Source organism: Achromobacter sp. HZ01, assembly GCF_003267925.1.
Classification (GTDB): Bacteria; Pseudomonadota; Gammaproteobacteria; order Burkholderiales; family Burkholderiaceae_B; genus Achromobacter; species Achromobacter pulmonis_A.
This window is the reverse complement of sequence record NZ_LWKV01000001.1, coordinates 1,147,580-1,165,491: the sequence shown is the minus strand read 5'-3', so window position 1 is coordinate 1,165,491 and position 17,912 is coordinate 1,147,580. Positions and strand designations below refer to the sequence as shown.

18 protein-coding genes are annotated in these 17,912 nt (G+C 69.8%); 11 read left to right on the top strand and 7 right to left on the bottom strand.

The window, feature by feature from the left end; genetic code table 11:
* Nucleotides 1-182 precede the first annotated feature (182 nt).
* Nucleotides 183-695, top strand: a complete 513-nt coding sequence (locus tag A6B37_RS05460) for a GFA family protein (protein ID WP_102771183.1) — start codon at nucleotides 183-185, stop codon at nucleotides 693-695.
* Nucleotides 696-710: 15 nt separating this feature from the next.
* Here A6B37_RS05460 and A6B37_RS05455 read toward each other — a convergent pair whose 3' ends face one another.
* Complete coding sequence (locus A6B37_RS05455) at nucleotides 711-1,052, bottom strand: SelT/SelW/SelH family protein (RefSeq protein ID WP_102771184.1); 342 nt, start codon at nucleotides 1,050-1,052, stop codon at nucleotides 711-713.
* A gap of 70 nt (nucleotides 1,053-1,122) precedes the next feature.
* Between A6B37_RS05455 and A6B37_RS05450 the strand changes: the two genes are divergently transcribed.
* Nucleotides 1,123-2,322 (top strand): multidrug effflux MFS transporter, encoded by a 1,200-nt coding sequence (locus A6B37_RS05450; protein WP_111825143.1) that lies wholly within the window; start codon nucleotides 1,123-1,125, stop codon nucleotides 2,320-2,322.
* 66 nt (nucleotides 2,323-2,388) lie between these two features.
* Nucleotides 2,389-3,240 carry an enoyl-CoA hydratase gene (locus A6B37_RS05445; RefSeq protein ID WP_246842374.1) on the top strand — a complete coding sequence of 284 codons (852 nt, stop codon included), beginning with the start codon at nucleotides 2,389-2,391 and terminating at the stop codon, nucleotides 3,238-3,240.
* Here the strand turns inward: A6B37_RS05445 and chrA are convergent.
* Nucleotides 3,165-4,421, bottom strand: a complete 1,257-nt coding sequence (gene chrA, locus A6B37_RS05440; RefSeq protein WP_111825142.1) for a chromate efflux transporter — start codon at nucleotides 4,419-4,421, stop codon at nucleotides 3,165-3,167. The two genes, A6B37_RS05445 and chrA, sit on opposite strands and share 76 nt — an antisense overlap.
* A gap of 199 nt (nucleotides 4,422-4,620) precedes the next feature.
* Between chrA and A6B37_RS05435 the strand changes: the two genes are divergently transcribed.
* Entirely contained in the window at nucleotides 4,621-5,100 is a 480-nt protein-coding gene (locus A6B37_RS05435) for a carboxymuconolactone decarboxylase family protein (RefSeq protein ID WP_102771186.1), read from the top strand.
* A gap of 1 nt (nucleotide 5,101) precedes the next feature.
* Here the strand turns inward: A6B37_RS05435 and A6B37_RS05430 are convergent, their stop codons facing one another.
* Complete coding sequence (locus tag A6B37_RS05430) at nucleotides 5,102-6,505, bottom strand: PLP-dependent aminotransferase family protein (RefSeq protein WP_111825140.1); 1,404 nt, start codon at nucleotides 6,503-6,505, stop codon at nucleotides 5,102-5,104.
* 65 nt (nucleotides 6,506-6,570) lie between these two features.
* Between A6B37_RS05430 and A6B37_RS05425 the strand changes: the two genes are divergently transcribed.
* From A6B37_RS05425 to A6B37_RS05415, 3 genes are all read left to right on the top strand, one after another.
* Complete coding sequence (locus A6B37_RS05425) at nucleotides 6,571-7,038, top strand: GNAT family N-acetyltransferase (protein WP_102771188.1); 468 nt, start codon at nucleotides 6,571-6,573, stop codon at nucleotides 7,036-7,038.
* Nucleotides 7,035-7,658, top strand: coding sequence for an NAD(P)H-dependent oxidoreductase (locus tag A6B37_RS05420; protein WP_111825139.1), 624 nt, complete (start codon nucleotides 7,035-7,037; stop codon nucleotides 7,656-7,658). The genes A6B37_RS05425 and A6B37_RS05420 overlap by 4 nt, the downstream gene beginning before the upstream one ends.
* A 154-nt stretch (nucleotides 7,659-7,812) precedes the next feature.
* Nucleotides 7,813-8,253, top strand: a complete 441-nt coding sequence (locus A6B37_RS05415) for a hypothetical protein (protein ID WP_111825138.1) — start codon at nucleotides 7,813-7,815, stop codon at nucleotides 8,251-8,253.
* An 11-nt stretch (nucleotides 8,254-8,264) separates the two neighbouring features.
* Here A6B37_RS05415 and A6B37_RS05410 read toward each other — a convergent pair whose 3' ends face one another.
* The 3 genes from A6B37_RS05410 to A6B37_RS05400 all read right to left on the bottom strand — a co-directional run bounded on the left by A6B37_RS05410 (nucleotide 8,265) and on the right by A6B37_RS05400 (nucleotide 12,662).
* On the bottom strand, nucleotides 8,265-9,875 hold the full coding sequence (locus A6B37_RS05410) for an arylsulfatase (protein ID WP_111825137.1): 1,611 nt from the start codon (nucleotides 9,873-9,875) through the stop codon (nucleotides 8,265-8,267).
* Nucleotides 9,876-9,952: 77 nt separating this feature from the next.
* Complete coding sequence (locus A6B37_RS05405) at nucleotides 9,953-10,927, bottom strand: transporter (protein ID WP_111825136.1); 975 nt, start codon at nucleotides 10,925-10,927, stop codon at nucleotides 9,953-9,955.
* A gap of 160 nt (nucleotides 10,928-11,087) precedes the next feature.
* Nucleotides 11,088-12,662, bottom strand: coding sequence for a TerC family protein (locus tag A6B37_RS05400; protein ID WP_111825134.1), 1,575 nt, complete (start codon nucleotides 12,660-12,662; stop codon nucleotides 11,088-11,090).
* Nucleotides 12,663-13,032: 370 nt separating this feature from the next.
* Between A6B37_RS05400 and A6B37_RS05395 the strand changes: the two genes are divergently transcribed.
* From A6B37_RS05395 to A6B37_RS05380, 4 genes are all read left to right on the top strand, one after another.
* Nucleotides 13,033-13,746, top strand: coding sequence for an MgtC/SapB family protein (locus A6B37_RS05395; RefSeq protein ID WP_111825546.1), 714 nt, complete (start codon nucleotides 13,033-13,035; stop codon nucleotides 13,744-13,746).
* 84 nt (nucleotides 13,747-13,830) lie between these two features.
* Nucleotides 13,831-14,598, top strand: a complete 768-nt coding sequence (locus tag A6B37_RS05390; RefSeq protein WP_111825132.1) for an endonuclease/exonuclease/phosphatase family protein — start codon at nucleotides 13,831-13,833, stop codon at nucleotides 14,596-14,598.
* Nucleotides 14,595-15,788, top strand: a complete 1,194-nt coding sequence (clsB, locus tag A6B37_RS05385) for a cardiolipin synthase ClsB (RefSeq protein ID WP_111825130.1) — start codon at nucleotides 14,595-14,597, stop codon at nucleotides 15,786-15,788. Before A6B37_RS05390 ends, clsB begins: the two co-directional genes overlap by 4 nt.
* The gene (locus A6B37_RS05380) at nucleotides 15,785-16,762 is read left to right on the top strand and encodes a lysylphosphatidylglycerol synthase domain-containing protein (RefSeq protein ID WP_111825129.1); all 978 of its coding nucleotides are present in this window, start codon (nucleotides 15,785-15,787) and stop codon (nucleotides 16,760-16,762) included. Before clsB ends, A6B37_RS05380 begins: the two co-directional genes overlap by 4 nt.
* On the opposite strand, the gene A6B37_RS05375 is transcribed toward A6B37_RS05380, so the two are convergent.
* A complete protein-coding gene (locus A6B37_RS05375) occupies nucleotides 16,759-17,868 on the bottom strand; it encodes a DUF748 domain-containing protein (protein ID WP_111825128.1) in 1,110 nt (369 codons plus the stop codon). The genes A6B37_RS05380 and A6B37_RS05375 overlap by 4 nt on opposite strands.
* Nucleotides 17,869-17,912 lie beyond the last annotated feature (44 nt).

The window sequence follows — 17,912 nt, the reverse complement described above, 5'->3', positions numbered from 1 at the left end:
AAGTTCTGGCTTGCGTTGTTGATATTGTTCGTTGGCTGCCAGATAAAGAATTTTAGCATCATTTTGCGCGAAATAGAAGCCCCTGACGCAATCGCCCCGCTACCTTGTCGCGATTGCCACTGCCCTCGCCCATGACGCGCCGATACACTGGCCGCGTCGATTCCTGCTCCTGGAGATCCGCGATGTCCGACGCTCCCATCGAAGGCGGCTGCGACTGCGGCGCGGTCCGCTACCGCCTGGCCAGCCCGCCCATGTTCGTGCATTGCTGCCACTGCACCGTATGCCAGCGCCATTCGGGCAGCGCCTTCGGCATGAACGCACCCATCGAGACCGACCGCGTCACGCGGTTGAGCGGCGAGTTACGCCGCTACCCGGCCGGCAAGACGGCCGACGACGGCGAAACGGCGGTGGTGGTGCGCTGCGCCGCCTGCGCCGGCTATCTGTGGAGCCACCACCCGGCGTTCGGCGAGGCGGTGGCCCTGATCTACGCGGGCACCCTGGACCGCCCCGCCGACTTTCCGCCGGGCGCGCATTGTTTCGTGCGCTCCAGGCAGCCCTGGCTGCGCCTGCCCGAGGACGTGCCGGCGGCCGACGAGTTCTACGACCAGGAAGCCTGCTGGCCCGAGGCCAGCAAACGGCGCCTAGAAGCGGCGCTGGCCGCCAGTCGGCGGCGGCCGTGGACGCCCAAGGCGTGAACGCGGGGTCCGGCGTCAGGCGTCGGGCTGCTTGCGGGCAATGGCGGCGGCCGCGCCGTCGTCGCGCTCGTGGCCGTCGATATGGCCCAGCGGACGGCCCGGGTCGAGCCGGTCGCGCACGCGCTGCTTGAGGATCTTGGCTTCGGGAAATCCGCCGTCGCTCTTGCGGTCCCAGATCAGGTCGCCGTTGTAGGTGACCTGGAAAATCCCGCCCGTGCCCGGCTGCAGCACCACCTCGCCCAGGTCGGTCGAGAAGGTGGACAGCAGCTCCTGGGCCATCCAGGCCGCGCGCAGCAGCCACTGGCACTGGGTGCAATAGAGGATCACGATACGGGGTCGCAGGGCGGGCGCGTTCATGAGGCGATTCTCCTTCGTTCATGGATAATATCGGGTTTTCCCGGGTTCGCAACGAACCCCGAGCCTGTCCATGAAGTCTGCATTATCTCCCCGTGGCCAACGCTGGCTGATCGGCCTCCTGATGGGGCTGGTCACGCTCACGCCGATGGGCATCGACATCTACCTCCCTTCCCTGCCGGCCATGGCGCAGGATTTCGGCCGGCCCGTCACCGCGCTGCAGGCCAGCATCACGCTGTTCATCTTCGCCGTGGGCGTGGGCCAGGTGCTGATCGGCCCGCTGGCCGACCGCTACGGCCGCCGCCCGGTGGCGGTAGGCGGGGTGCTCGCCTATCTGCTGGGATCGGCGCTGGGGGCGGCGGCCGGCTCGCTGGAAGTGTTCTACGCGGCCCGCGTGATCCAGGGGCTGGGCGCGTGCTCGGCCTCGCTGGTGGCCTTCGCGGCGGTGCGCGACTGCTTCAGCCCCGCGGTGGGCGCGCGCGTCTACAGCTATCTGAACGGGGCGTTGTGCACCGTGCCCGCGCTGGCGCCGCTGGTGGGCGGCGCGCTGGCGGTGCATGCGGGCTGGCGCAGCACGTTCGGGTTCATGGTGCTGTTCGCGCTGGGGCTGGCGGCGCTGCTGGCGCTGCGGTTCGAAGAGACGCGGGCCGCGCCCGGCCGGCCGCAAGGCCCGCTCTACAGCCTGCGGCGCTACGCGCCCATCGTGGCCAGCGGCCGCTTTCTGTACTTCGCGGCGTTCGGCATGGCCGGCATGGCCATGATCCTGGTGTTCGTGGCGGCCGCGCCCGTGGTGCTGGTGCAGGAACTGGGCTATTCCGAACTGGGATTCTCGGCCTGGTTCGGCGGCAACGCGGCCATCAATATCGGCGCGTTCTTCCTGGCGCCGGCCTTCATCGCGCGCTTCGGCCGCCACGCCATGGTGCGGGTCGGCATGGCCGCGCTGCTGGCGGCCGCGGCCATGCATCTGGCGGCCTGGCTGTGGCTGCCGCTGTCGGCCTGGGCCTTCATGCTGCCGGTCGCGGTGCTGACCGTGGGCTTTTCGCTGGCGCTGGGCTCGGGCCTGAGCCTGGCGCTCGAACCCTTCGCCGAACGCGCCGGCACCGCGGCCGCGGTCTACGGCCTGTTCCAGATGAGCGGCTCGGCCCTCATCGCCACGCTGCTGGTCGACAGCGGCATGCCGCCGCAGGCCGCCATGGCCTCGATCGGCGCGGCCATCGTGGCGCCGCTGCTGTTGCTGTCGGGCGGCATGGCGCGCCGCCTCGCGGCCGGCTGAGCCGCCGGTTTTCTTTCCACCACGCAGGGCTTAGTATCTTCCGGGAAATCACAACCTGGAGGAGACATGGAGAGCCCGATTCTCGAGCGCACGGACGAAGGCGGCGTGGTGACCCTGCGGCTGAACCGCCCGGGCCAGTTCAACGCGCTGTCCGAAGCCATGCTGGCCGCGTTGCAGGCGCAGATCGATGCCCTGGCCCGCGACGCCGGCGCGCGCTGCGTGGTGCTGGAATCCGCCGGCCGGGCGTTCTGCGCCGGCCACGACCTGCGCGAGATGCGCAGCCAGCCGTCCCTGGACTATTATCGCGAGCTGTTCAGGAAGTGCGGCAGCGTCATGCAGGGACTGCAGGCCCTGCCCGTGCCCGTCATCGCCAAGGTGCGCGGCGTCGCCACGGCGGCCGGCTGCCAGCTGGTGGCCAGCTGCGACCTGGCGGTGGCGGCAGATAGCGCCACGTTCGCGGTGTCGGGCATCAACGTGGGGCTGTTCTGCTCGACGCCGGCGGTGGCGCTCAGCCGCAACGTGTCGGCCAAGCGCGCCTTCGAGATGCTGGTGACCGCCCGCTTCATCGACGCGGCGCAGGCGCGCGACTGGGGCCTGATCAACGACGCCGTGCCCGAAGCGGAACTGGACGCGCGCGTGCAGGCCCTGGTGAACGACATCCTGGGCAAGAGCCCCACCGCGATCCGCTACGGCAAGCGCATGTTCTACAAGCAGCGGCAGATGGCGCTGGCCGACGCGTACGATTACGCCGGCGACGTGATGGCCCGCAACATGATGGAGGCCGACGCCTGCGAAGGCATCGACGCTTTCCTGCAGAAACGGGCGCCGCGCTGGCAGGACGTTCAGCCCAGCCAGCCCAGCGCCCAGCCGCCCGCGGCGGCGATCAGCACCACCCAGACCGGCGACCATCGGGCGTAGACCAGCAGCGCGAACAGCAGCAGCGCCAGCGCGAAGTCGGTGCGCCCGCGGATGGCGCTGGCCCAGACCGGATCGTACAGGGCCGACAGCAGGATGCCGACGACGCTGGCGTTGACGCCCGCGATCAGGTTGCGCACGCCGGGCCGCAGCCGCAGGCTTTCCCAGAAAGGCAGCGCGGCCGCCACCAGAAGCGCCCCGGGCAGGAAGATGGCGACCAGCATGGCCAGCGCGCCGGCCCAGCCCGACAGCGGCCCCGGCGACATCGCGCCCAGGAAGCCGGCGAAACCGAACAGCGGCCCCGGCATGGCCTGGGCCGCGCCATAGCCGGCCAGGAACTCGGCGTCGGACACCATGCCGCCGCCGACCGCGGCCGATTCCAGCAGGGGCAGCACCACGTGCCCGCCGCCGAACACCAGGGCGCCGGCGCGGTAGAAGCCATCGAGCTGGCGCGCCAGCGGCTGGCCGGTCAACGCCGCCCAGGCCGGCAAGGCGGCCAGCAACAGCACGAACAGGGCCAGCGCGGCGTAGCCGGCGCGGCGCGACACGGCCTGGCGTTCGACCGCCAGCGCCGGGCGCGCCGGCACTTGCAGCGTGGCCGCGCCGATGACGGCGCCCAGCAGGATGGCGGCCACCTGCCCCAGCGCGCCGGGCACGGCCAGCGTGACGAGCGCGGCCGCCACCGCCAGCGCGGCGCGCGTGCGGTCGGGACAGAGCGAGCGGCCCATGCCCCATATCGCCTGCGCGATGACGGCGACCGCCGCGACCTTCAGGCCGTGGATGGCGGCCGACCCGGACAGCCAGCCGAACTGCGCCAGCCCCGCCGCGAACAGCCCCAGCGCCACGGCCGTGGGCAGCGTGAACGCCACCCACGCGGCCAGCATGCCGGCCCAGCCGGCGCGCTTCAGGCCGATGGCCATGCCGACCTGGCTGCTGGCCGGCCCGGGCAGGAACTGGCACAGCGCCACCAGATCGGAATAGGCGTATTCGTCCAGCCAGCGGCGGCGCTCCACGAATTCGGCATGGAAGTACGCCAGGTGCGCCACCGGTCCGCCGAAAGAGGTCAGGCCCAGGCGCAGGAAAACCAGGAATACCTCGAAGACGGAACCCGGACCGGGCTGGACTCGGGCGGGCGCGGTGGACTGGCTGGCGACGTGTTCGTCGTGGGAAGGCGGCTGCGGCATGGGACGGGGCTTCATCGGCTACGGGGCATGAGTATCCTGCCCTCGCTTCAAGCTTATAGCCGGGCGCCGCGGCGGATTCAACCGGCGCCCGCCCGAATATGGCCCATAGCGAAATACCGTTCATGGCACTTCTGCGCCGGGCGCGCCGGCCGCATGCTACGGGCTCTGGATTTCTCCCGAGACATCGACAGGAAGCAATATGACTCAGCGATTGAATTACTTCGAGACCACGCCCGAACTTTCGAAGAAATACCTGGAATTCAGCACCGCGCTCAAGAAGTCGGCGGTGGTCCGGGAATTCGGCCATCTGGTCGATATCCGCGCCTCGCAGATCAACGGCTGCGGCTTCTGCCTGGACATGCACGTCAAGCAGGCCAGGATCGAAGGCGAACGCGAACTGCGGCTGCACCACGTCGCGATCTGGCGCGAATCCACCCTGTTCTCGGCGCGCGAGCGCGCCGCGCTGGCCTGGACCGAGGCCGTGACCACGCTGGCGCCGACCGGCGTGTCCGACGAAGCCTACCGCGCCGCGCGCGCCGAGTTCAACGAGGCCGAATTGTCGGAACTGACGCTGCTGATCGTCGGCATCAACGGCTGGAACCGCCTGAACGTGGCGTTTCGCACGGCGCCCGGCTCGGCCGACGCGGCCTATGGCCTGGACAAGGCCGGGCTGAATTAACTCACATCAACGCGCGGATGCGCAGGCCGAGTTCGCGGGCCTGCGCCGCCGACGCGATGTTGGTGAAGCTGAGCAGCAGCCCCGGCTGCCCGCCCGGTCCGGCATACCAGCGCGACACGGCTTCGGCGAAGAGGCCTTGCTCGACCATGCGCTGCGCCAGGCGCCGGTCCCCCTGGCCGGCCCGCAGGCGCGCCACCATGTGCATGCCGCCCGGTTGCGGCTCGATCCGCAGGCGCGTGCCCAGCGCCTCGGCCAGCCCGGCGGCCGCGGCCTCGCGGCGCTGCGCGTACAGCCTGCGCATGCGCTGGATATGGCGGCCGAAATGGCCTTCGGCCATGAATGCCGCCAGGATGGCCTGGGTCAGGCCCGGCGCGCCGCCGCCCAGCCAGCACAACTGCTCGAAACGCGCGCTCAAGGTTTCGGGCACCACCAGATAAGCCAGCCTGAGCCCGGGAAACAGCACTTTGCTGAAGGTGCCCGCGTACAGCACGCGGCCCTGCCCGTCCAGGCTTTTCAAGGCCGGCAAGGGCCGGCCCACGTAACGGTATTCGCCGTCGTAATCGTCCTCCACGATCCACGCGCCGCTGCGCTGCGCCCAGTCCAGCAGCGCCTGGCGGCGCGGCAGCGACAGCGACATGCACAGGGGGCTTTGGTGCGCGGGCGTCACCACCGCGCCGCGCGCGCCCGGCGCGCGTTCGATGCCGGCATCGACCATCAGGCCGTCCTGATCCACCGGCACCGGCGCCGGGCGCAGCCGCGCCTGCTCCAGCAGCAGCCGCGTCGGCGGATAGCCGGGATCTTCCATCCAGACTTCGTCGCCCGGTTCGAACAGGGCCTGCAGCACCAGGCGCAGCGTGTGGTTGTAGCCGGAGGTGATGAACACCTGCGCAGGCTGGCAATGGATGCCGCGCGCCACCTGCAGATAGGCGGCGGTGGCGGCGCGCAAGGCCGGCAGGCCGCTGCTGGGCGGATAGGCCAGTTCCGCGGCCTGCAGCCCGCGCAGCTGCCTGGCCCCCAGTCGCGCCCACAGCTTGCGCGGAAAGGCGTCCAGCGCCGGCAGCCCCATCTGGAACGGCAGGATGCCGGACCAGCGCGGCCAGGCCGGCACGTCGTGCGCCGGCGGCTCGGGCGCGGGCGGCGCCGGCGCGCCGGCCTGCGGCTGCAGATCGGGCGAGACCACCGTGCCCGCCTGGCCGCGCGCCTGGATATAACCCTCGGAGGCCAGCAGCGAATACGCCACCTCCACCGTGCCGCGCGCCACGCCCATCTCCTTGGCCAGCGAACGCGCCGACGGAATGCGGTCGCCCGGCTTGAGCGTGCCCTGGGCGATCGCGCCGCGAAAACGCTCGTAGACCTGCCGGTACAGGGGGCCGGCCTCGCGGTCCTGGGGAGATGCACGACTCATGGCATAGTCCAAAAATCAAAATATGGCCCTGGGAATTATGGCATGCGCCGCCTACCATGGCAGCCATGACACCTGATCCCGACCTCCCCCTGCGCCACCTCGAAACGCCCGACGAGGTGCGCGCCTGCCTGCCGCTGATGCGCGAGCTGCGGCCCCACCTGGACGATGCCGAAGACTTTCTGGAACGCGTCGCCCGCATGCGCCACGAACGCTACCGGCTGCTGGCCGTCATGCGCGACGGCCAGGCCGTGGCGCTGGCCGGCTACCGCTTCCAGGAAAACCTGGTGTACGGCCGTTTTCTGTACGTGGACGACCTGGTCGTCTCGCCTGCGCTGCGCGGCGGCCGCCACGGCGCGCGGCTGCTGCAGGCGCTGGACGAACTCGCCCGCGGCGCCGGCTGCGCCCGGCTGGTGCTCGATACCGGCCTGGGCAACGCGCTGGCCCAGCGTTTCTATTTCCGCCAGGGCCTTTTGACCAGCGCCATCCGTTTCGGCAAATCCCTGCACGTACCCGTGGAGACCCCCGCCCCATGAGCATTCTGCGCATTATCTGCAGCCCGCGCGGCCGCGCCTCCGAAAGCTACCGCCTGTCGCAGCGCATCGTCGAGCGCATCGCCGGCGCGGCCCCGGCCATCGTCGACGTCGACGCCAATACCCTGCCGCACGTGGACCCGGACTATGCCGCCGCGCTCAGCGCGCGCCAGGACCCCGGCGGCCCCGCGCTGGAGCGCGGCGCGCTCAGGCGCTCGGCCGAACAGATACGCCTGTTGCGCGAGGCCAGCCACATCGTGATCGCCACGCCCATGCACAACTTCACGGTGCCGTCCTCGCTGAAGGCCTGGATCGACCACGTGGTGCGGGTGCGCCATACCTTCAGCATCACGCCCGAGGGCAAGGTCGGCAGCCTGCCCGGGCGGCCGGTGTACGTGGCGATCGCGTCGGGCGGCGACTTCTCCAGCAGCGATCCGCGGCGCCAGCAGGACTTCCTCACGCCCTATCTGCGCTATGTGCTGGGCACCGTCGGCCTGACGGACGTGACGTTTTTCTCGGTGCAGGGATCGGTGCGCAGCCCGGTGGAACTCGAGGCGGCGCGCGGCCGCGCCGAGGCGGCGATCGCCGCGCATCCGTTCGAGGCGCGCGCCATCGCGGCCTAGCCTCAACCTTAGGGATACCCCCTCTCATGCTTGCGGCTACCGCCGCAAGCAGGGTCCATGCGCGGCGCATTGACACTGCCGAATGGCGGGCACTACGCTTTTTGCAACACGCTCTCCACCTAAGGATGGCGGGGCTTACGTGCAGGAGCGGACCATGATTTTGCATCGAGCGGTGTTGTGCGCGGCCGCCGTCCTGGCCTTGAACGGCTGGGCGGCGCCGAGCGCCGAGGCGGCGTGCAGCGAGGAGAAAATCCAGGCCATGGCCGAGGACGGCCGCTCGACCCGTTCCATCGCGCGCGCCTGCGGCATGTCCAACGCCAAGGTGCGCGGCGTGATCGAAGGCATCGAAGCCGGCGCGGTGGTCAAGGCGCTGCCCGTGGAACCGGCCAAGCCGGTCCAGGTCCCGGAGCCGGACCCGGCTGCCGGCAAGCTGCCCGCCGGCAGCGCCCTGGCGCGCTGCGATTGCCAGGGCTGGATGCCCGCCGGCGAGAAGGCCCCGGAAAGCCGCTGCCAGAGCGGCATGTCCATCACCGCGCCGTGTCCCGGTTACTGCCCGCCGCGCGGCATCGCGCCGTGGCGGCGGGTCTGCAGCTGACGCAGCCGGCCCTACTTCGCCTCTTTCTTGTCCTGCGCCTTGAAGTGATCGGCAATGGACTTGTGCACGCGCTCCTGCACCTGGTCGATGCTGAAGCTGGCGGGCCGCTGGCTCGGCGGATAGGTCACGAAGGTTTCCATGAACGCGGTGGCCTTCATCGTGCCGATCTCGGTCAGGTAGGAGTTTTTGCCGAGCCAGTCGTTGTATTGGTCGGACGTGATGTCCGCGCGTTCGTACGGATCCATTCTCAGGTTGAAGACCTTGGGCACCCGCAGGCAGACGAACGGTTCCTGCCAAATGTTGAGATTGCCCGGCGCGCGCTGTTCGCAGAACACGATCTTCCAGTCGTCGTAGCGCATGCCGACCAGGATGCCGTCATCGTTGAAGTAGTAGAAATCGTTGCGCGCGCTCTTGTCCGACTTGCCGGTCAGGTAGTCGAGCTGGTTGTAGCCGTCCAGGTGCACCTTGAAGTTGGTGGGGTTTCCAGGCGGCGTCCAGCCCTTGAGCAAGCGGTCCTTGATGGACGTATCGCCAGCGGCCGCCAGCAGCGTCGGGAACCAGTCCATGCCGGACACGATGCCGCGCTTGACTTGTCCCGCCGGGATTTTCCCGGGCCAGCGGACCATGGCCGGCACCCGGAAAGCGCCTTCCCAGTTGGAATCCTTCTCGCTGCGGAACGGCGTGGTCGCGGCATCCGGCCAGCTCCACTGGTTGGGGCCGTTGTCGGTGGTGTACACCACGATGGTGTTGTCGGCGATGCCCAGGTCATCGAGCTTTTTCAGCAGCTTGCCCACGTCCTCGTCGTGTTCGAGCATGCCGTCGGCATAGTCGTTGCCCGGCATGCCGCTCTTACCCTTGTTCTCCGGTCGTATATGGGTATAGATGTGCATGCGCGTGGTGTTCATCCACACAAAGAACGGCTTGTCGCCCTTGCCGTGCTTGTCGATGTAATCGAGCGCCGCGCCCACGGTCTCGTCGTCGATGGTTTCCATGCGCTTCCTGCTCAGCGCCCCGGTGTCTTCCACCTTGCCGTCGGCCGAGGCCTTGATCACTCCGCGTGGCGAGAAATTCTTCACGAACGGATCGTTGGAATCCTTGGGCCAGTACGGGCGCTCAGGCTCTTCTTCGGCGTTCAGGTGATACAGGTTGCCGAAGAATTCATCAAAGCCGTGCCGGGTCGGCAGGTATTCGTCCTTGTCGCCCAGGTGGTTCTTGCCGAACTGGGCTGTGACGTAGCCTTGCGCCTTCAGCGCTTCGGCGATGGTGATGTCGCCTTTCTGCAGGCCGACCGAGGCGCCCGGCGCGCCGACCTTGGTCAGCCCCGTGCGCAGCGGCGACTGCCCGGTGATGAAGGACGAACGGCCGGCGGTACAGCTGTTTTCACCGTAGTAATCGGTGAACTTCACGCCCTCCTTGGCGATACGGTCGATGTTGGGCGTCTCGTAGCCCACCACGCCTTCGCCAAAGGCGCTGATGTTGGTCTGCCCGATGTCGTCGCCGAAAATCACCAGGATGTTCGGCTTCTTGCCCGGCGCGTCCTGGCTCTGCGCCTGCGTGCCGGCCGCGGTCGCCAGGCCTGCCGCGGCGACAAGCGCCGCACTCAACAGCTGTCTTGCGTTCATCGCATTTCCTCGGAAGATCAGGCCAGTTCAGCGGCCGGCCGTGCCGCCAGGCGGGAAACCGCCCCGCCCGCTACGCCTCAGAACACCAGCGTGGCGGTCGCCATGACCGTGCTGGTGCTGTCCAGGCGGTTGGTGCTGCTGATCGTGGGCACCCATCGCAGCGACAGCGACAGCGAACGCTGGTCAGCCAGCTTTCTGTCGTAGGTCACGATGGGGCCCAGCGCCCAGTCCCTGCCCTTGAACCCGTTGAGCCGGTCGGCCGTGGGGCCCTTGTCGCTGCCCAGCTGCTGGATGGTGCCCAGGATCAGGCCGGCGCTGAAGCCGTTGCTGAAGACCTTGCGGCCCATCATGTCCATGCTGAACAGCGGCGCGTTGCGGTAATCGGTGGCGCTGTTGCGCGTATAGAACTGGAAGCCGGCGACCGTGTCGATCTGGAAGCCGGACTCCGGATAGATCCCCGTGTAGGCCACCTGCGGGATGAAGGTCCAGTTGTTCAGGCTGGGGTTGGCCATGTCGTTGGCGTTGTACTTGCCGGTGGGCGCCCACACGTTCAGGCTGAGCGCCAGGTGCGAGGTCTCGGAGAAGTGGTAGCCGGCGATGATGGGCGAGAAATACAGGTCGAACAGGTTCGACGCGGTGTCGTCCTGGCTGACGCTGCGCCCGCCCGCGCCGGCCAGGGTGGAGGTCACCTTGTTCCACACGTAGGGAACGGTGATGCTGGAAGCGAAGTTCCAGCGTCCCGGCCCGGTGTCCCAGGTCTTGAGCAGGGTCGCCAGCGTGAACGAGGCTTCGGCGTCCAGGCCCAGCGAAGTCCGGCCCGCGACCGGCACCTCGCGGCTGCCGCCGATGCCGCCGTCCAGGTAGATCTGTGAAAGATTGACCGCCCAGATGGGTTGCGGCGAGACGATGCCGGCGTTGGGCTGGACATTGGTGCCGGTGATCTGCCGTCCCAGCGCGCCTTCCGTGGCGTGCGCGGCGCCCGGGGTCGCCAGCGCGGCCAGCGCCGCGCAGAGCGCGGCCGTGCCTTTGAATCCAGACCTCGTGTTGCCCATGCGATGTACCACCTGTAGCGATAACCAAAAGCAAAGACACTAACTGAGCCTGGGGCGGACGCGCTGCCCGGGCTGCGGATAAGACCAGTCAAATCCCCAATACCGGGTCAGATAATCGCACGAGAGCGACAGATTTTCCAGGCATCCGGGCGCGCCGATTTCAATCCTCGCCGGCGCCCTCCTCGCCGCGGCTGGCCCGCACCTGGTCGATGCGCAGGCCGCCGCGCCGCGTCACCTCGAAGCGCCAGTCGCGCCAGGCGATCGTGTCGCCCGGCTCGGGAATGCGGCCGGCGGCGCGCAGCAGGCAGCCCGCCAGCGTGGCGTCCGGGTAATCGTCGGCCAGCGCCGGGGCCTCCAGCAGGCGCGCGGCCTCGCCCACCGCCAGCCGGCCGTCCAGCAGCCAGGAGCCGTCGGACAGGCGCAGCGACTCCGACAGGTCGGCCTGGTGCTCGGGCAGATCGCCCGCCACCGCGGTCAGCACGTCCATGGGCGTGACCAGCCCCTCGCAGACGCCGTGCTCGTCCACCACGATCAGCATGTGATCGCGGCTGGCGCGCAGTTCGTCCAGCACCTTGAGCACCGGCATGGTCTCCAGTACGTAGCGCGGTTCGCGCGCCAGCTCGACCAGGTCGATCGGGCCGGGGGTCTGCAGCCTGGGCAGCACGTCCTTGAAGTGCAGCACGCCCAGCACGTTGGCCGGGTCGCCCGCGCACAGCGGCAGGCGCGAATGGCCACCGCCAAACTTGCGGACCACGTCCTCGGGCGTGTCGGCCACGTCCAGCCAGGTGATGTCGCCGCGCGGCACCATGATGGAACGCACGTCGCGCGCGCCGATGGACAGCACCCGTTCGATCATGGTGCTCTCCTCGGGCGCGAAGGCCGGCTCTTCGCCCGCGCCGTCGACCAGCGCGACCACCTCGTCGACCTGCGCGCCGGCCTGGCCGGCGGGGCTGGCGCGCAGCAGCCGCAGCACGGCCTGCGCCGTGCGCTGGCGCCGGCCCAGCGCATGCGCGCCGCGGGCGCGGTTGCGCCGCGCCAGCTGGTTGCACAGCTCGATCAGGATCGAGAAGCCGATGGCGGCGTACAGATACCCCTTGGGCACGTGAAAGCCCAGCCCTTCGGCCACCAGGCTGAAGCCGATCATCAGCAACAGGCCCAGGCACAGGATCACCACCGTCGGGTGGCGCGCCACGAAGGCCATCAGCGGACGGCTGGCCAGCATCATCACCGCCATCGCCACGATCACGGCGATCATCATGATGCTCAGGTCCTGCACCATGCCCACCGCGGTAATCACCGAGTCCAGCGAGAACACCGCGTCCAGCACCACGATCTGCAGGATCACCTGCCAGAACACGGCGTGCTGCGGCCGCTGGCCGGCGTCGTGGGCGGCGCCGCCTTCGACGCGCTCGTGCAGCTCCATCGTGCCCTTGAAGAGCAGGAACAGGCCGCCCAGGATCAATATCAGGTCGCGCCCGGAAATCTCCGCGCCCAGCAGCGTGAACAGCGGCTCGGTCAGCGTCACCACCCAGGCGATGCTGGCCAGCAGGCCCAGGCGCATCACCATCGCCAGCGTCAGGCCGATCAGGCGGGCGCGGTTGCGCTGCGCCGGCGGCAGCTTGTCGGCCAGGATGGCGATGAACACCAGGTTGTCGATGCCCAGCACAATTTCAAGCACGACCAGGGTCGCCAGGCCCAGCCAGGCGGTGGGGTCGGTCATCCAATCGAAAATCATCGAAGTTCCACGTATAGCGTGATGGAGCGCGCCAGCGCGCTCCCGGAATCGTCAGGGGAATGGCGCAACGGACGCGCGCGCGGCGGCGCGCGGCAGCCCAGGCGCGGCGTGGCGGCCCGGGACCGGGCCAGACGGGTATCGTGGAACGGCCGCGGCATGCGGCCGGAGGAAGGGGTCGGGCGCCGGCGCGGCGCCGGCCTAGAGGGAGGCTCTTCGTTCATAAATGGCGGACGGCCGGGACTGCCTGCCGTCCACCTTGCTCTCTTTCTTACTGGAACCTGAATATTACCTGAATCTGGCCCATCGCCCGGTGTCATCAAACAAACCGCATGCATGCCCGATCATGGCGCGCCGCCGTACCGAGGACACCATGAAGAATTTCGACAACATCCAGCTGCTCACCCTGGCCAATACCCTGGTCAGCCTGCTCACCGCTTTCGTGCTGGGCGCGGTGGTCGGTTTCGAGCGCCAGTTCCGCCAGCGCACGGCCGGGCTGCGCACCAACGTGCTGGTCGCGGTGGGCGCGGCGATCTTCGTGGACATGGCCTTCCTGGTGGGCGGCGACGACGGCGGCGCGCGCGTGATTTCCTACGTGGTGTCGGGCGTGGGCTTTCTGGGCGCCGGCGCCATCATGCGCGAAGGCGGCAGCATCCGCGGCCTGAACACCGCGGCCACGCTGTGGGGCTCGGCGGCGATCGGGGCGTGCGCCGGCGCCTCGCTGATGCTGGAGGCGGTGGCCGCCACCGTGTTCGTGCTGGCCGCCAACACCCTGCTGCGCCCGGTGGTCAGCTACGTCAACCGCCAGCCGGTCGATGCGCAGACCACGGAAGTGACTACCGTCATACACCTGATCGCCACCACGGCGCAGCGCCAGGCCGCCATGATGGTGCTGGAAGACGTGCTCGAGGCCGAGCAGCTGCCGCTGTCCGAGCTGAAGATCGACCAGTTCGGCGAAGACGAGGTCGAGATCGAGGCCGCGCTCAGCGAAGCCTCGGTCGACGAGCTGGACCTGGACCGGGTGGTCGCCAGCATCGCGGCCTCGCCGGCCGTGCGCACCGCGTTCTGGGCGGCCAGGACGGTGTAAACGCGGCGACGCGGGGTTACGCCCGCTTACCTTCCGGGCACGCGGCTTGCTCGGCAGGCGGGGATCGCCCATTCCGGAGCCCGCATGCCCGCCTCGCACTATATCGACGCCACCACGCTGACGGTGCTGACCGTCAACACGCACAAGGGTTTCACCAGTTTCAACCGCCGTTTCATGCTGCACGAACTGCGCGACGCGCTGCGGGCGGCGGGCCCGGACATCGTGTTCCTGCAGGAGGTGCTGGGCGAACACCAGGGCCATGCCGAGCGCCACCGCTCCTGGCCCGCGCTGTCGCAGTACGAGTTCCTGGCCGACACGCTGTGGACCGACTACGCCTACGGTCGCAACGCGGTCTATCCGGCGGGCCACCACGGCAACGCGGTGCTGTCGCGCTACCCCATCGAACGCTATGAAAACCACGACGTCAGCGTCAGCGGCCACGAACGCCGCGGCATGCTGCACTGCGTGCTGCGCGTGCCCGGGACGCCGACGCCGGTGCATGCGGTCTGCGTGCACCTGGGGCTACTGGAGCGCCACCGGGGTCGCCAGCTGGCGCAATTGTGCGAACTGGCGGCCGACGGCGTGCCGGCCGCCGAACCCCTGCTGATCGCCGGCGATTTCAACGACTGGCGGCTGCGCGCCGACGGCCCGATGCGCGACTGCGGCACCAGCGAAGTCTACAGCTCGCGGCTGGGCCGGCCGGCGCGCACCTTTCCGGCGCGCTGGCCGCTGCTGCGGCTGGACCGCATCTACGTGCGCGGCGTGCGCGACTGGCGGCCGCTGCCCATGGCGTCGCGCGTCTGGTCGCGCCTGTCCGACCACGTGCCGATCAGCGCGGAGATCGCCCTATGAACCTGAGCTGGCGCGGGAACAACCGCTACACGCTGCTGGAAAACGGCACCGGCTATTTCCCCGCGGTGCTCGACGCCATCGCACAGGCCCGCAGCGAAGTGCTGGTCGAGACCTTCATCCTGTTCGACGACACCGTGGGGCGGGAGATCCGCCAGGCCCTGATCGACGCGGCGCGCCGCGGCGTGAGCGTGGACCTGACCATCGACGGCTACGGTTCGGACGAACTGAGCGAGGAATTCCTGGGCGGCATGACCGACAGCGGCATCCGCGTCCACATCTTCGACCCGCGCCCGCGGCTGCTGGGCGTGCGCACCAACGTATTCCGGCGCATGCACCGCAAGATCGTGGCCGTCGACCGACGCTGCGCCTTCGTGGGCGGCATCAATTTCTCGGCCGACCACCTGCCCGACTTCGGCCCGCAGGCCAAGCAGGACTACGCCTTGCGCGTCGAGGGGCCGCTGGCCGCGGATATCGCCGACTATGCGCGCGCGCAGCTGGGCGGCGAGCGGCCGCGGCGGCGCGGCCGGCGGGCCGCCATCCTGGAGCAGATGCCGGCCGGCGACGGCGGCGGCCGCCTGGTGGTGCGCGACAACGTCGATCACCGCAACGACATCGAGCGCCATTACCGCGCCGGCGTGCGGGCGGCGCGCCACGACGTGCTGATCGCCAACGCCTATTTCTTTCCCGGCTACCAGCTGCTGCACGACCTGGCCGACGCGGCGCGGCGCGGCGTGCGGGTCAGGCTGCTGCTGCAGGGCGAGCCCGACGTGCTGGTCGCGCGGCTGGCCGCCTCCATGCTGTACGACTACCTGATCGACGCCGGCGTGGAGATCTACGAATACTGCAAGCGGCCGCTGCACGGCAAAGTGGCCTGCGTGGACGGCGACTGGGCGACCGTGGGGTCCAGCAACCTGGACCCGCTGAGCCTGGCGCTGAACCTGGAGGCCAACGTGATGGCGCGAGACCGCGCGCTCAACGCCGAGCTGCGCCGCAGCCTGGAGCGGCTGATCGAGCAGGACTGCCGCCAGATCGAAATGTCGGTGGGCTCCAGGCGGCGCCTGCGGCGGCTGTGGATAGGCGTGGTGGTGTTCCACTTCCTGCGGCGCTTTCCGGCCTGGGCCGGCAGCCTGCCGGCGCACAAGCCCAGGCTGCAGTCCCTGCCCCTGCCCACGGAAAGAGAGACGGCATGAGAGTCTTCCGCTCCACCCTGACGCGGGCGCTGCGCCATCGCTGGCCGCGCCTGAAGCGGATTCTGCCGGCGCTGGTGCTGGCGGTCGTGGCCGCCCTGCTCATCCATTTCGGCCGCGCCGTGGACTGGCCCCAGGTCTGGGTTTCGATGCGCGCGATTCCGGGGCGCACGATCATGCTGGCCTGTGCGCTGGTGGCCGCCGGCTACCTGGCCTACGGCGCCATGGATCTGCTGGCCAAGCGCTACACCCGCCACACCCTGCCCTGGCCCAAGGTGCTGGGCGTGGCGATGACCAGCTATGCGCTGAACCTCAATCTCGGGGTCCTGCTGGGCGGGCTGGGCGCGCGGCTGCGCCTGTATGCGCGCCTGGGATGCCGCAAGTCGGTCGCCACCCGCGTGGCGCTGTTCTCGGCCGCGACCAACTGGATCGGCTTCGGCTGGCTGGCCGGCGCGCTGTTCGTGGCGGGCGCGGTGCCGTTGCCGCAGGGCTGGGGCCTGCGCCCGGACGTGCTGCGCCTGCCGGGCGCGGCGCTGCTGGCGCTGGCCGCCGCCTACGTGGGCTTCTGCGCGCTGGCGCGCCGCCGCAGCTGGACCTGGATGGGCCAGCATGCCAGCTTGCCGCACTTGGGCATGGCGGTCGCGCAAAGCCTGGTGGCGGCAAGCTCGTGGGCCATCATGGGCGCCATCATGTACGTGCTGCTGCAAGGCAAGGTCGGCTATCCGGCGGTGCTGGGCGTGCTGATGTGCACCAGCTTCGCGGCCGTGCTCATCCGGGTGCCGGGCGGGCTGGGCACCACCGAAGCCATCTTCGTCGCGGCGCTGGCGCCGGGGATTCCCGCGCCCGAGGTGCTGGGCGCGGCGCTGGTGTACCGCGCGCTCTACGCCTTCGCGCCGCTGTGCCTGGCCCTGCTGGCCTTCGGGCTGGCCGAATGGCGGCTGCGACACGGGCCGCACGCCTCCACGCCGGCGGCCTAGGGAGTAGGATCGAGCAGGTCCGACAAGGCGTTGCCCAGGCTCTTGACCGCGCCCGCCACGCCTTCGGCGGCGCCCTCCGCGCCCACCCCTATCGCATGCCCGAAGCCTTGCGCCACCTGGGCGGCGAAGCCGCGCGTGACCGAGAACCTGGGGCTGTCCAGGTCGCCCGACAGCGCGAACTCGAAGCGCACCGCGCCGGCCTCGTCCTTGAGCGCGGCCAGCACCGCCTTGCGCGGCAGCGAAAACAGCGAACCCTCGCCGCTGAACTTCAGGCCGCGCAGCGCCACCGTGCCCGCGGCCCGCAACTGGCGGCGTTCGATCACGGTGTTCATGTCCAGGTCCATCGCGCCGGCGGCCAGCGAGCCGGCGCCGTTGTCGGCCAGGTAAGGCGCGGCATGGCGCACGCCCATGTTGCGCACGCTGACCTTGATGTCGGCGTCCGTGCCGCCCACCACCAGCCAGCCTTGCGCGCTGACCGTGGCATTGGCCCCGCCCTGCTGGTCGATCCGTCCGTTGAACTCCATTTCGCTGCGCGCGCCGTCGTCGGGCATGACCAGCGGGCGCAGCCGCGCCTGCACGCCGGTGAAGGCGATGCGGTGCGGCGGGCGCGATATCGCGGCGTCTTCGAAAGTCAGGCGGCCGTCCTGCAGCCGCAGATCGGCCACCCGTATCGGCTGGCGGTCCCGCCCGCGGCCGTCGCCGGCATCGCCGGTGCGCAGCGCCGCCTGCAGGGCCGGCGCGATGTGTAGGCTGCCGTCCGGCTGGCGCAGCACCGCGAAGTCGAAGCCTTCGACCGACACGCGCGTGAACACGGTTTCATGGCGCAGCAGCGCCGGCCAGTCCGGCTCCAGCACCACGCGGCGCGCCCGCACGTCGGCCTGGCCGGCCGCGCCGCGCACGATCACGTCGGTCAACACCACCTGGCGGTATCCCACCTCCACGTCGGCCACTTCGCTGCGCGGCCCCAGCAGATTGGCGATGCGCTGCTGCGCGATGCGCAGCGCCGCGAACGCCAGCACCGCAGCCACCGCCGCAAACAGCACCAGCACCGCCAGGGCGTTGCCCCACGGTGACCGGCCGCTCGGCGCGACTGCGTTCGTGCTCATCGTGCGTTCCCGAAACAAGGAAAGGAACCGGGCCGTGGGGTCTC

Coding starts and splice junctions, on each gene's coding strand:
- A6B37_RS05460 (WP_102771183.1), top strand. CDS start 183: ATGTCCGACGCTCCCATCGAAGGCGGCTGCGACTGCGGCGCGGTCCGC.
- A6B37_RS05455 (WP_102771184.1), bottom strand. CDS start 1,052: ATGAACGCGCCCGCCCTGCGACCCCGTATCGTGATCCTCTATTGCACC.
- A6B37_RS05450 (WP_111825143.1), top strand. CDS start 1,123: ATGAAGTCTGCATTATCTCCCCGTGGCCAACGCTGGCTGATCGGCCTC.
- A6B37_RS05445 (WP_246842374.1), top strand. CDS start 2,389: ATGGAGAGCCCGATTCTCGAGCGCACGGACGAAGGCGGCGTGGTGACC.
- chrA (WP_111825142.1), bottom strand. CDS start 4,421: ATGCCGCAGCCGCCTTCCCACGACGAACACGTCGCCAGCCAGTCCACC.
- A6B37_RS05435 (WP_102771186.1), top strand. CDS start 4,621: ATGACTCAGCGATTGAATTACTTCGAGACCACGCCCGAACTTTCGAAG.
- A6B37_RS05430 (WP_111825140.1), bottom strand. CDS start 6,505: ATGAGTCGTGCATCTCCCCAGGACCGCGAGGCCGGCCCCCTGTACCGG.
- A6B37_RS05425 (WP_102771188.1), top strand. CDS start 6,571: ATGACACCTGATCCCGACCTCCCCCTGCGCCACCTCGAAACGCCCGAC.
- A6B37_RS05420 (WP_111825139.1), top strand. CDS start 7,035: ATGAGCATTCTGCGCATTATCTGCAGCCCGCGCGGCCGCGCCTCCGAA.
- A6B37_RS05415 (WP_111825138.1), top strand. CDS start 7,813: ATGATTTTGCATCGAGCGGTGTTGTGCGCGGCCGCCGTCCTGGCCTTG.
- A6B37_RS05410 (WP_111825137.1), bottom strand. CDS start 9,875: ATGAACGCAAGACAGCTGTTGAGTGCGGCGCTTGTCGCCGCGGCAGGC.
- A6B37_RS05405 (WP_111825136.1), bottom strand. CDS start 10,927: ATGGGCAACACGAGGTCTGGATTCAAAGGCACGGCCGCGCTCTGCGCG.
- A6B37_RS05400 (WP_111825134.1), bottom strand. CDS start 12,662: ATGATTTTCGATTGGATGACCGACCCCACCGCCTGGCTGGGCCTGGCG.
- A6B37_RS05395 (WP_111825546.1), top strand. CDS start 13,033: ATGAAGAATTTCGACAACATCCAGCTGCTCACCCTGGCCAATACCCTG.
- A6B37_RS05390 (WP_111825132.1), top strand. CDS start 13,831: ATGCCCGCCTCGCACTATATCGACGCCACCACGCTGACGGTGCTGACC.
- clsB (WP_111825130.1), top strand. CDS start 14,595: ATGAACCTGAGCTGGCGCGGGAACAACCGCTACACGCTGCTGGAAAAC.
- A6B37_RS05380 (WP_111825129.1), top strand. CDS start 15,785: ATGAGAGTCTTCCGCTCCACCCTGACGCGGGCGCTGCGCCATCGCTGG.
- A6B37_RS05375 (WP_111825128.1), bottom strand. CDS start 17,868: ATGAGCACGAACGCAGTCGCGCCGAGCGGCCGGTCACCGTGGGGCAAC.